The organism is Alkalihalobacillus sp. CinArs1 (assembly GCF_947387515.1).
GTDB lineage: Bacteria > Bacillota > Bacilli > Bacillales > Guptibacillaceae > Guptibacillus.
Genome location: NZ_CANDOB010000002.1, coordinates 1,271,239 through 1,284,020, shown reverse-complemented (window position 1 = coordinate 1,284,020; position 12,782 = coordinate 1,271,239). Strand labels below are relative to the sequence as shown.

Below are 12,782 nucleotides of genomic sequence, written 5' to 3'. Positions count from 1 at the left end.
TGAGTTTGTTCTCATTTTCGACGTTACATCACTCGCTTAAACATTTTTTCCATCTCATATGTGGAGTAATGAATGATGATCGGTCTTCCGTGAGGACACGTATACGGATCGATCGCCTTTCGAAGCGTCTCAAGAAGTGTGAACACTTCATCATCTCGTAAGTGACGATTCGCTTTGATCGACTTCTTACAAGACATCATGATCGCTGCTTCTTCTCTTAGCTTTTTCACATCGATCGCGCGATTGTCGATCACTTCTTGAACGAGTTCTTCGATCGTCTCCTGCTCTGCTCCGCTTGGAAACCATACAGGATGAGAGCTGACGAGATAGCTGTTGCGACCAAATGATTCTAAAAACACCCCAACACTCTGAAGATCTTCAATTCGGCTATCGATGATCACACATTCTGAAGTCGTATATTCAAGCGTGATCGGTACGAGGAGTTCTTGTACTTCCGGATCGATCTCGCCGACCTTCTCACGGTAAAACTCATATTTGATTCTCTCTTGAGCAGCGTGCTGGTCGATGATGTAGAGGCCGTTCTCATTTTGAGCGAGAATGTATGTCCCATGCATTTGTCCGATTGGATAAAGCGGAGGAATACGTGTTTCCTCACTCTTCTCCTTAACGTAGTCGATTGCACGTTCTAACTCATCGACTTTGCTTGTTTCCATAGTCTTTACGGGCGACTCATAGTTTGATAGTGACAGCTCTTCTTTTACACTAAAAGGTTCTACAAACGAATCGTTAGCCTCTTCAGTCGTAACTTTTTGAGGTGAAGGAGTCGCTTCTTCAATCAGACGCTTTTCAGGAACGTCCTGTTTTTCATGCTGAAAGTGAAAAGCCGGCTGCTCGCTCTCCTTTTCTTTCTGCTTCAATGGTTTTTGTTCTGGTATAAGCTCCGTTTTCTTGAATATTGCAGTGATTGCGTCTTCAATCGCTTTCGCGAGCTCTTGTTCTTTACTAATACGCGCTTCTAATTTCGATGGGTGCACGTTCACATCGATCAACGTTGGATTCATCTTGATATGAAGCACGACGATCGGATACCTCCCGATTGGAAGCAGCGTATGGTAGCCCTGCTGAATACCTTTCGTAATCGGATAGTTCTTAATATAACGGCCGTTGATGACGAGAGAGATGTACTGCCGTGAAGCGCGCGTTAGTTCTGGCTTTGCAACATACCCCGTCACGTTGAAATCAATCGTTTCTGTTTGTAACGGAAGCATTTTTCTAGCAGTATTGTAGCCGTAGATCGCTGCGATGACTTGTAACAACTCTCCACTGCCATTTGTAGACAACAGTTTTTTACCATTATGAAAGAACCTGAAGGCGATCTCTGGATGAGCCATGGCCTGTCTGTTTACAACATCTGCAACGTTCGCAAGCTCTGTGTGCACAGTCTTCATATGCTTCAATCGAGCGGGTGTATTGTAAAAAAGACCTGAAATCGTCAGTTCAGTCCCTTTCCGACTATCTGTCGCCTTAAATTCGGTTACTTCTCCTGCTTCGATCTTCACATATGTGCCAGCACGCTCACCTGTAGAGGTCTTTAACTCGAGATGAGAAACTGCCGCGATACTTGGAAGTGCTTCTCCTCGAAACCCTAACGTTTCAATCTGAAACAAATCTCGCTCATTTCGAATCTTGCTCGTAGCATGTCTAAAAAATGCAAGTTTACAATCCTCTTCGTCCATGCCCGTTCCGTTATCCACGATTCGGATCTTGGAGAGACCGCCTTCTTCGATTTCGATCCTGATTTCACTGCTTTCCGCATCGATCGCGTTCTCTACAAGCTCTTTCACAACTGAGGCTGGTCTTTCGACAACCTCACCTGCTGCTATTTTATTTGAAAGCTGATCATCAAGTTGAACGATCTTCCCCATTTTCCTCACCTTTCTTTCATTCCTACTTTAGCTGTTTCTTTAATTCATAGAGTGTATTGATCGCATCCATCGGGGTCATTTCCATAATATCGACGGATTTGAGCTTCTTTAGAATCGCTTCCTCACCAGATGACTTTGAACGCCCCTTCTTTACATTTGATTCATCAAAGAAAGCTAGCTGTGCGTCTTCGTTCGCTTTCACGTACTCTTGTTTTGGACTCGCACTCGTTTCAGTTGTTTCAGTCGTTTCTGTACTCGACTCGAACTCAGACAAGATCGTTTGAGCCCGTTTAATGAGTTGGTCTGGTAGATTCGCAAGTTGAGCTACGTGAATTCCATAACTCTTATCAGCTGAACCATCGTGTACACGGTGAAGGAATACAACTCGGCCTTGTTCTTCAACAGCCTTAACATGCACGTTCTTCACGCGCTGTAGCTCCTCTTCAAGCGATGTTAATTCATGATAATGTGTTGAAAACAATGTTTTAGCTCGAACATGATCATGAATGTACTCGATGATGGACTGCGCGAGGGCCATTCCATCATACGTAGAAGTTCCACGACCAATTTCATCTAGTAGAATCAAGCTATTTTCTGTCGCTTTCGTGATCGCATAGTTCGCCTCAAGCATTTCCACCATAAATGTACTTTGACCTGCAGCAAGGTCGTCTGCTGCTCCAATTCTAGTGAAGATTTGATCAAAGATTGGAAGTACTGCAGATTCCGCTGGGACAAAACAGCCGATTTGACCAAGTAGGGAGATGAGCGCTAACTGCCTCATATACGTACTCTTACCGCTCATGTTTGGTCCTGTAATCAATAGGATTTCGCGATCTTCATTCATCATTACATCGTTAGCAACATACTCTCGCCCTTTTAGCATCTTTTCTACAACCGGATGGCGCCCCGCTTCGATCGCTACTTGTCGATCTTTAGAAAAGGACGGTTTTGTAAAACGATTTTCTTCACTAACAACTGCGAATGCTTGCAATACATCGAGTTCACTAATCTTCTTTGCTAGTTTTTGCAGTTCTGGAATATACTGTTTCACTTGCTCTCTTAGATTCGTGAATAAGTCATACTCCAAGTCAACAATTTTTTCTTCAGCTTCAAGTATAAGAGATTCTTTTTCTTTCAGTTCAGGAGTAATAAAACGCTCTGCGTTAGAAAGCGTCTGTTTCCTTTCATACCTTCCTTCAGGAAGATTCTGAAGGTTAGATCTCGTCACTTCGATATAATATCCAAAGACTTTATTGTAACCTATCTTAAGCGAACGAATGCCCGTTCGTTCTCTTTCTTGCATCTGCAAGGAAGCGATCCAATCCTTCCCATTTCTGCTCGCATCACGATAGCGATCGAGATCGCTATTATAACCGTCTCGAATCATCTGCCCTTCTTTTACTGAGAGAGGTGGGTTGTCTTCGATCGCTTCACTCAAAAGCTCAGTCAGCTCATCGCATGTTAAGATCTCATCTCCAAGCTCACTAGCATACGTATTATCGAGTTCTGTTACGGCTTGTTTGATCCCAGGGATTTTCTCTAATGATTTACGAAGCTGGACGAGGTCTCTCGCATTCAGGTTTCCAAATGCAACTTTACCAGCTAATCGCTCGAGGTCATAAACCCCCTGCAGCTGTTCACGAATCGTTTCACGTTCGAAAAACTGCTTCATCATCGTTTCAACAAGCTCCTGTCGCTTCACGATTTCACGATGCTGCAATAGCGGTCGTTCTACCCATTGTTTGAGGAGACGCCCTCCCATAGCCGTGACAGTACTATCTAAAAACCATACAAGAGAGCCTGTCCGATTCTTGTCTCTGATCGTTTCAACGAGCTCTAGGTTTCGTTTTGAATTCACATCGAGCTTCATATACTGTGAAACGTGATAATGACGTAATGGCTGAAGATGATCCATCGAGCGTTTTTGAGTTCGAATCAAGTAATGCAACAACCGGCCAAATGCACTCAGTAGCTTGCTCTGATCGATGTGCTCAGAAAGTTCCTGAAACTGCTCTGGAATCGTAACGTTATCCTCGGTCGAAACGGTAAGAGACATTCTTTCACGGATCGCAGTCGCTAACGGACCATCTTCAGTTCCAAGAATTACTTCTTTTGGAGATAGATTCGAAAGCTCACCAAGTACTTCATGATGATCGCCAGTTAAGATCGTGGCCATGGTTTCACCTGTGGTTAAATCGTTCGCAGCTAGGGAATATGTGCTATCTTCAAATTCAGATATCGCCACTATGTAGTTGTTTTCCTTTTCTTTTATCAAACGATCTGACATGACTGTTCCTGGTGTGATGAGTTGAACGACTTCTCGTTTCACCACGCCTTTTGCATGCTTCGGGTTTTCAGTCTGTTCACATATCGCAATTTTAAATCCTTTTTCTACTAGTTGAGAAATATAGTTTTCTGCAGAATGATAAGGAACACCGCACATCGGGATACGGTCTTCTCCCCCGCCATCTCTACTCGTTAACGTTATTTCAAGCTCTTTAGATGCACGCGTCGCATCTTCAAAGAACATTTCATAGAAGTCACCTAATCTAAAAAATAAAAAGGCATCTTGATACTCTGCCTTAATCCGTAAATATTGTTCGATCATAGGGGTATATCGAGCCATACTTCTTCTCCACCAATCTACATTTCTATTCAGCTAACAGTATATCACATCATTCTTCAACGCTTCTATGATAAAGAAGGTCGTGACTCGGCAAAAAAAATAAAACCAGGAAGAAGAACCCCTTCTCCCTGGTACGACTATTCTTCAAGATCACCAATTAAAAAGTTCGGATCTAAATCTTCAAACTCTTCATCTTCTACTTCATATTCCCAATCGTCATCATCATCTTCACAGCCATCAGGATTCACGTAAACGCAAATTTTTGTTTCTCCAATCACTTCTACGAGAAACTCCCTTTCGACTTGAACGATAATTTTATTTCCGTTCGGTGCAATGGTAGCTTCAAGACAGTTCGGCTCTTGAATCGCTTTTGCAACCACTTCGTCCGTTTTGCAATCTTTATCCTTGTAGCGAAGAGGGATTTCTTCACGATATTTAACGTTTTCCGTTACGACTTCTGTTTTTGTGTTATGACTGTATGAGTACCAGATATTAATGTCATAAGAGCCTTCAACAATGACGCAATCATGGTGCTTTTTCGCCTTGAATTTGTTGTTGATGATCCAGCAACCAAGAATACTTGAAGGTTTGTGCTCTGGAGTAACTGTGTTTGTATCCTGAGTAAATTTACGCCCTTTTCCGCAAACAGCTTTGGCGAATATCTCTCTGTAATTATAATCCTCTGACATCGATCATACCTCCTCTTCCAATCTTCATTCTCATCCTATGCATGACAAATGACTAGTGTGCCTTTTTTTTATTAAGGCTGTTCCACTATCAGTCTATGACCCTTATGTACAATGCTTTACAACCTTTTGTAAAATTTCTAAAAAAAATACGGTGAATGAAATTAAAAACGGAATAGGAGCACGAATATCAGCATAACAAAGCATAAAAAAAAGCCGGGAAAACTCCCGACTTTTACTTACTACAACCAGATCCTTGTGCAGAGCCAGTCGTACCTTCTAGTACGTTACCACCAGTCGCTTCGATGATCTCATCTGTGACGGTGTTTGAGATTGTATTCGCAATAAGCTGAAGAAGATCATTCACATCTGACTGAGAACGTTTGAATTCCTGAACAACAGGAATTTCATCAAGCTGCTCCATCAGTTTGTCGATACGCTCGTCTTTTTCTTTCAACGCCTCATGCTTACCATAATGCTGAAGGTTAACCGCTTCTTTTTGTTCAAGCTTAATGCGAGCGATTAAACTTTGCACTTTCTTGTTTTCATTTATCTTTTCTTCTGCACGCTTGAAGAAATCAACTTCTTCCGTCTCAGATACGAGCTTAGCTAGCTCTTTTGCTTTTACGATCACTTCTTGTCTTGAAATCATTATGCTTTCACCTCTGCAGTATTTTCTATATATTCTCCGTCTAACGACCAGGTTTTTGCTTTCGTAATCTTCACTTGAACGAGCTCACCGATAAGAGACTTCGGTGCTCTGAAGTTAACTACTTTGTTTCTGCTCGTATAGCCCGATAGGACGTCAGGATTCTTTTTACTTTCACCCTCGACGAGCACTTCAACGATTTCCCCTTCGTATGCTGCATTTTTCTTCGCCGCCATATCATTTACAAGGGCATTCAAACGCTGTAAACGCTCTTTCTTCACTTCCATCGGCACGTTATCCTTCATTTTTGCTGCTGGCGTACCATCTCGCTGTGAATAGATGAATGTATAAGCGCTATCAAACTCTACTTCTCTTACGAGTGACATCGTCTCTTCAAACTGTTCATCTGTTTCGTTTGGAAAGCCGACGATAATATCCGTCGTGAACGTTGCATTAGGCATAACTGCTTTAATTTTCCCAACAAGTTCTAAATACGTTTCTCTCGTATATCGACGGTTCATGAGCTTAAGAACATCATTGCTTCCGCTCTGAACCGGAAGATGAATGTGATCGAGCAGGTTGCCACCTTGTCCAAGAACTTCTACAAGACGATCATCAAAATCTCGTGGGTGACTTGTAGTAAAACGCACTCTTGGGATGTCGATCTTATGAATTTCATTCATTAGATCACCTAGGCCGTATTCCATATCCTCAAGGTCTTTTCCGTACGCATTCACATTCTGTCCTAAAAGCGTCACTTCTTTATACCCTTTTGCTGCGAGGTGCCTTACTTCCTGAATGATATCTTCAGGTCGGCGGCTTCGCTCCTTGCCTCGGGTATAAGGCACGATGCAATATGTACAGAATTTATCGCAGCCATACATGATGTTAACCCACGCTTTGATCTCACCTTTACGGGTTCTTGGAAGATTCTCAATGATATCGCCTTCTTTGGACCACACTTCCATAACCATTTCTTTACCGAAGACGGCTTGCTCCATCAATTGAGGCAGTCTATGAATATTGTGCGTTCCGAAGATCAAATCTACGAACTGATGCTTTTGCATGATTCGATTGACGACCGACTCTTCTTGAGACATACAGCCACATACCCCGATGATCAAATTCGGATTCTCCATCTTAAGAGGTTTTAAGTGACCGAGCTCTCCAAACACTTTGTTTTCCGCGTTCTCTCGTATCGCGCATGTGTTCAGCAAGATAACATCAGCTTCTTCCACAACGGTCGTTGCTTCAAAGCCCATGCCCTCATAAATTCCAGCCATGATCTCAGTATCATGTTCGTTCATCTGACAACCATACGTACGGATCAAGTACTTCTTATCTTGACCTAGGTTTCGTATATTCTCAGGAATCTCGAAGTCATAATGTACGTTAACGTTTTCTTTTCCGCGCTTTTTCGCATCTTTTAACGAAGGTGGCTGATAGGTAGTCTGAAAATACTTCGCAAAGTCCTCAGTCGTTTTCTCCGTTTTCTTTGGTGTCTGAATGTGCGACGACGCAAGCCGCTGTTGTTCGTTCATATGTTACGTCTCCTTTCCAGTCAAAGGATAACTCTGCTATGAAAAGGAGCATGTTGCTCCTAAACTTAGAAAAAACAGGCAGTGCACATCGTGCAAGCCTATGTTCTTTATGTTTGATCCTTTAATGTTTAACGGTGGACATTACCTTATTATAAGGGGTTGTACGTATTTAAGCAATAAGACCGGATGATGAAAAGGCAGTATCGCTTTAGAATCTACTAAATTGTCGAACGAGTACCATTCTTTACATCGTAAACGCTTAACGGATAAAAAATCAGACTGCCGAGCTCGACAGTCTGAGTATGCTGCTTATTTTAAAATGCCTAATTCTTTTGCTGATTTTTCGAAAGCGTCTAACGCTTCTTGTAGCTCTTCTTTCGAATGCTGCGCTGTTACGATCGTTCTTACACGCGCTTTCCCTTTCTGCACTGTTGGGAATGCGATGCCTTGTGCAAATACTCCATTCTCAAACAGCTTGTCTGAAAACTTATGTGTCAGGGCTTCGTCCCCAATGATAACAGGAGTGACCGGCGTTTCACTGATCCCCGTATCAAAGCCTAACTTCTCTAGACCGTCTTTGAAGAATTTCGTATTGTCCCAGAGCTTTTCGATCAGCTCAGGCTCTTCTACGAGAACATCGATCGCTGCAGAGCATGCTGCGGTTACAGCAGGTGGATGGGATGTGCTGAATAAGAATGGACGGCCTTTATGGATCAAGTAGTCACGAAGGGTCTTTGAACTAGCGATATAGCCGCCTAACACCCCGATCGCCTTACTTAATGTTCCTACTTGAATATGAACGCGACCGTTAAGATCAAAATGATCGACCGTTCCACGGCCATTACGACCAAGTACGCCGCTTGCGTGAGCGTCATCAACCATTACGAGCGCATCGTATTTTTCACAAAGCGCTACGATTTCAGGAAGAGGCGCAATGTTACCATCCATTGAGAATACACCGTCTGTTACAACGAGACGAGTGCGGTACTCTTGCGTTTCTTTAAGAGCATTCTCTAAATCCTCCATATCCGTATGCTTGTAAATACGACGACCAGCTTTCGTTAAACGGATACCATCGATGATCGAAGCGTGATTAAGCTCATCAGAAATAACCACATCTTCTTTCGTCAAAATTGCAGATAGCACAGCCTGGTTTGTTGCGAACCCAGATTGTAGCACGAGAGCTGCCTCAGTGTGTTTGAATTCAGCAAGCTTTTGTTCAAATTCTTCATGCATCGATAGTGTTCCTGCGATGGTACGAACAGAACCTGTTCCCGCTCCGTATTTTTCGACAGCTTCGATTGCAGCTTGCTTCATTTTAGGATGATTTGTTAATCCAAGATAGTTATTAGAGGAAAGCTGAATAACTTCTTTCCCTTTGATCGCAACACGAGATCCTTGTGCTGATTCTAGAGGGATCAGATTACGGAAAACTCCCTCATCTTGCATTTGGTCAAGCTCTTCTTGGAGATATTCAAAACCTTTCATATGACCTGCCTCCTTCTAATTATGTAAAAGCTCAACATGAGCTTTATGGATGTAATACTACCTTACCACATTTCCCTTCGAGCATTAATTCAAAGCCTTTCTCGAACTCTTCTAATGGAAAGTGATGAGTGATCATCGGTTCGACATCTACTTGTTCAGATTGTAACAAACCTGACACCTGACGCCATGTTTCAAACATCTTTCTCCCTGTAATCCCTTGAACGGTGATTCCTTTAAATACGATATCGTTTGTCACGTCGATTTCAACAGGGCGTACAGGTAAACTCAATATGGAAACACGCCCGCCGTTCGTAACCATCTTAAAGCCCTGGTTCATCGCGATCGGGTGTCCTGACATTTCACATACTACGTCGACTCCATGACCGTCAGTCAGCTCTTTTACTTTTTCAAGAGGATCTTCATGACGAGAGTTCACAACAGTCGTTGCGCCCATCTTCGCCGCAAGATCTAGTCTGTAGTTATTAAGGTCGAAGGCAATAACCTCTGAAGCACCGGCAGCCTTCGCTACGCCAACTGCCATAATACCGATCGGACCACAGCCGATGATCGCAACTGTTTTACCAGCAACATCACCTGCAAGAACAGTGTGTACCGCATTTCCCATCGGCTCCTGCACAGAAGCAACATCAAATGAAAGAGACTTAGGGTTCTTCCAAATATTTTGAGACGGTAGCGCCACATATTCTGCAAAGCAACCATTTGTATCTACACCGATGATCTTCGTATTCTCACAAATATGAAACTTGCCAGTTAAGCATTGCGGACACTGGTTACATACGATGTGCGTTTCAGCAGATACGTGATCGCCAACCTCTACATTTGTTACTCGCTCTCCCTTTTCAACGACTACCCCTGCAAATTCATGACCGAATACATACGGAGGATTCACGCGACTTTGAGACCACTCGTCCCAAGCATAAATATGTACGTCAGTTCCACAAATGGACGTCGCTTTCACCTGTATAAGAACTTCATTTTCATCTATTTGTGGAATATCGACTGTTTGCAACTGCGCTCCTTTAGCTCGCTCGTGCTTTACAATCGCTTTCATCTTTCCTTCCACGACAAACACCTCTCTTTTTTCCAACCTTCTCACAATACTGTTACCACAATCATAGTACCACTTTTCCTATTTATCGTAAAGGAAAAATGTCCACTCTGCGCGGACACCTATAGTTTTATTTCTGGACTTTATTATCTCTTTTATAAACCAATAAAATCCCTCGTTTTTCAACGAGGGACGACTTATCATTACATAAATTCTGCCATCAATTCAGTAAACTTGTCTTCAGATAACGTCAGGTTTTGTTTGGACAGAGGTGATTCACTATAACCTGTCACTGATTCCTGATAGGATGGTTTCGTTGGGTTATGATAGATCAACCCTTTTACAAGACCATCATGCTCCATGAGAGTTTGCATCGCCAACATCCGATTCGTCGGATCGTAGCCTTCAATATCTTTTAAACTGATCAAGTTTTCTTTGAACCAATCATACGTGTTGATCTTATTGAATGTTACACAAGGGCTGAACACGTTGATCAATGAGAATCCCTTATGCTGTATACCTTGTTCGATAAGGGCAACTAAATCTTTTAGATCGGTTGAAAAGCTCTGTGCTACGAAGCCACAACCGCTCGATAGAGCTAATTCCATGATGGAGAGTGAGGATTCGATCGAACCTGACGGTGTACTCTTGGTTTTAAATCCTTCAGCACTCGTAGGAGACGTCTGACCTTTTGTCAGACCATAGATCTGGTTATCCATGACAATGTAGGTGATGTCAATATTGCGTCGCATCGCATGGATCGTGTGCCCCATTCCGATCGCAAACCCATCACCGTCCCCACCGGAAGCAATAACGGTAAGGTCTCTGTTTGCCATCTTAACACCTTGCGCAATAGGAAGGGAGCGACCGTGAATTCCGTGAAATCCGTAAGCGTTGATGTATCCACTGATTCTACCTGAACATCCAATTCCTGACACAACTGCTAAATCATCTGGTTCAAGTCCGACGTTCGCAGACGCACGCTGTATAGCCGCTTGAACAGAAAAGTCTCCACAGCCAGGACACCAGTTTGGTTTCACCTGATTTCGAAAGTCTTTAAATGTTGCCATCAGTTAACAGCTCCTTGCATTGTTGATGAATATCACCTGGTAAGAATGGATTGCCATCATATTTTAGGAGACTTTCAATCTTATCAGCATAACCTACGTTCATCTTCACCAAGCTCGCCAGCTGACCCGTTGCGTTATGCTCGATGATCACAACCTTCTTAGCAGCTTCAAGCATCGGTCTCAGCTCATCCGCTGGAAATGGATGTACGAGTCGAATGTGTGCATGATTTACTTTGTACCCATCTTCTTCTAGTCGAGGGATCACCTCTTCGATCGACCCTCTCGTGGAGTTAAAGCCTACCAATAGCACATCAGGTTCTTTATGCTTCTCATCTTTATAGACAGGGGTGTCGAACGTTAGTCCTCTGACCTTACGAAGACGTTTTTCCATCTGATCTTTCCTGTTCTGAGGCACTTCAGAAGGTTTTCCTGTCTCGTCATGCTCAACACCTGTCACATGAAAGATTCCGTTCTTTGTACCTGGGATAACGCGGGGTGACACACCGTCTTCCGTCACTTCAAATCGCTTGAAATAGGACTTATCCTCTCTCTCAGGTAAATCATAGTCCGCCAGTTTCCCTCTTCGGATTTGAATTCTATGATAATCTAAAGGTTCCACCGTTTGTTTTCCTAGAGATAGTTGAAGGTCAGAAAGTAATATCACAGGGCACTGGTACTCTTCAGCGAGATTGAACGCTTCTATTGAATCATAGAAAGCTTCCTCTACAGTACTTGGTGCGATTACAATCTTAGGGATTTCCCCATGCGTACCATAGATCATCGCAAGGAGATCTGACTGTTCCTGCTTTGTAGGAAGACCGGTACTAGGACCGCCACGCTGTGTATCGACGATGACGAGAGGTGTTTCTGTGATACCAGACAGTCCGATCGACTCCATCATGAGCGATAGTCCAGGTCCAGCTGAAGCAGTTAGTGTCCTTACCCCTGCATAGTTTGAACCGATCGCCATCGTAGCGGCTGCGATCTCATCTTCTGTCTGAATAACCGTTCCGCCGAATTCAGGAAGCTTCTTGATTAAGTATTCCATGATCTCAGATGCTGGAGTGATCGGATAAGCAGCCATAAGCCTTGCGCCACCAGCAATCGCACCGAGGGCGATCGCATCGTTCCCAATCATGAACATGCGATTCTTCCCATCAGCTTTCTTAAGAGAAAGCGTCTTAAGATTTGAGTCAGCTGTCTGTTTAAATGCTTCAGCCCCGCGCTGAATCGCTTCCATATTACTATTGACGACTTTTTCCCCTTTTCTTCCAAAGATTTCATCGACAACTGCCTTATATGTCTCCGTATCGATCCCAAGAGCTGCGCTAGTTGCACCGATCGCTACCATATTCTTCATGAGTGAGGTACCGAGCTCTGTTGCAATTTCCGTAAACGGAACAATCACGAGCGTTGCTTTGCAATCATCTGGTTTAACAGGCTTGAATTTTGCATCTGCGATGATGATTCCATCCCCATGTAATTCGTGGCCGTTAACATCGATCGTTTCCTGATCAAATGCGATGAGCATGTCCAAGTCATCTGAAACAGCGCGAACTTCCTTCGTGCTTACCCGTATCTTATTATTCGTATGTCCACCTTTAATACGGGAAGAAAAATGCCTATACCCGTACAAGTAATAACCCATACGATTAAGTGCTATCGCAAAAATTTCACCTGTGCTGTCGATACCTTCCCCCTGCTGTCCGCCAACTTTCCATGAAAGTTGTTCGATCATATTGCCCCACCCTTTCTAGTCTAGTGAGA

Annotated in this window: 9 protein-coding genes; all 9 read right to left on the bottom strand. The window is 43.3% G+C overall.

The window, feature by feature from the left end:
• Positions 1–23 precede the first annotated feature (23 nt).
• A complete protein-coding gene (gene mutL, locus PFZ69_RS15295; protein WP_270181914.1) occupies positions 24–1,886 on the bottom strand; it encodes a DNA mismatch repair endonuclease MutL in 1,863 nt (620 codons plus the stop codon).
• A 22-nt stretch (positions 1,887–1,908) separates the two neighbouring features.
• Positions 1,909–4,512 carry a DNA mismatch repair protein MutS gene (gene mutS, locus PFZ69_RS15290; protein WP_270181913.1) on the bottom strand — a complete coding sequence of 868 codons (2,604 nt, stop codon included), beginning with the start codon at positions 4,510–4,512 and terminating at the stop codon, positions 1,909–1,911.
• A gap of 137 nt (positions 4,513–4,649) precedes the next feature.
• Positions 4,650–5,201 (bottom strand): outer spore coat protein CotE, encoded by a 552-nt coding sequence (cotE, locus tag PFZ69_RS15285; RefSeq protein ID WP_224882245.1) that lies wholly within the window; start codon positions 5,199–5,201, stop codon positions 4,650–4,652.
• Between the two features lie 232 nt (positions 5,202–5,433).
• Complete coding sequence (locus PFZ69_RS15280) at positions 5,434–5,850, bottom strand: RicAFT regulatory complex protein RicA family protein (RefSeq protein ID WP_270181912.1); 417 nt, start codon at positions 5,848–5,850, stop codon at positions 5,434–5,436.
• Entirely contained in the window at positions 5,850–7,388 is a 1,539-nt protein-coding gene (gene miaB, locus PFZ69_RS15275; RefSeq protein WP_270181911.1) for a tRNA (N6-isopentenyl adenosine(37)-C2)-methylthiotransferase MiaB, read from the bottom strand. Before miaB ends, PFZ69_RS15280 begins: the two co-directional genes overlap by 1 nt.
• A 309-nt stretch (positions 7,389–7,697) precedes the next feature.
• A complete protein-coding gene (locus tag PFZ69_RS15270) occupies positions 7,698–8,876 on the bottom strand; it encodes a glycine C-acetyltransferase (protein WP_270181910.1) in 1,179 nt (392 codons plus the stop codon).
• Between the two features lie 43 nt (positions 8,877–8,919).
• Entirely contained in the window at positions 8,920–9,960 is a 1,041-nt protein-coding gene (tdh, locus tag PFZ69_RS15265) for an L-threonine 3-dehydrogenase (RefSeq protein ID WP_270181909.1), read from the bottom strand.
• A 188-nt stretch (positions 9,961–10,148) separates the two neighbouring features.
• Complete coding sequence (locus PFZ69_RS15260) at positions 10,149–11,015, bottom strand: 2-oxoacid:ferredoxin oxidoreductase subunit beta (protein ID WP_270181908.1); 867 nt, start codon at positions 11,013–11,015, stop codon at positions 10,149–10,151.
• On the bottom strand, positions 11,002–12,753 hold the full coding sequence (locus PFZ69_RS15255; RefSeq protein WP_270181907.1) for a 2-oxoacid:acceptor oxidoreductase subunit alpha: 1,752 nt from the start codon (positions 12,751–12,753) through the stop codon (positions 11,002–11,004). Before PFZ69_RS15255 ends, PFZ69_RS15260 begins: the two co-directional genes overlap by 14 nt.
• Positions 12,754–12,782 lie beyond the last annotated feature (29 nt).

Coding starts and splice junctions, on each gene's coding strand:
- PFZ69_RS15255 (WP_270181907.1), bottom strand. CDS start 12,753: ATGATCGAACAACTTTCATGGAAAGTTGGCGGACAGCAGGGGGAAGGT.
- PFZ69_RS15270 (WP_270181910.1), bottom strand. CDS start 8,876: ATGAAAGGTTTTGAATATCTCCAAGAAGAGCTTGACCAAATGCAAGAT.
- cotE (WP_224882245.1), bottom strand. CDS start 5,201: ATGTCAGAGGATTATAATTACAGAGAGATATTCGCCAAAGCTGTTTGC.
- PFZ69_RS15260 (WP_270181908.1), bottom strand. CDS start 11,015: ATGGCAACATTTAAAGACTTTCGAAATCAGGTGAAACCAAACTGGTGT.
- PFZ69_RS15280 (WP_270181912.1), bottom strand. CDS start 5,850: ATGATTTCAAGACAAGAAGTGATCGTAAAAGCAAAAGAGCTAGCTAAG.
- mutL (WP_270181914.1), bottom strand. CDS start 1,886: ATGGGGAAGATCGTTCAACTTGATGATCAGCTTTCAAATAAAATAGCA.
- miaB (WP_270181911.1), bottom strand. CDS start 7,388: ATGAACGAACAACAGCGGCTTGCGTCGTCGCACATTCAGACACCAAAG.
- mutS (WP_270181913.1), bottom strand. CDS start 4,512: ATGGCTCGATATACCCCTATGATCGAACAATATTTACGGATTAAGGCA.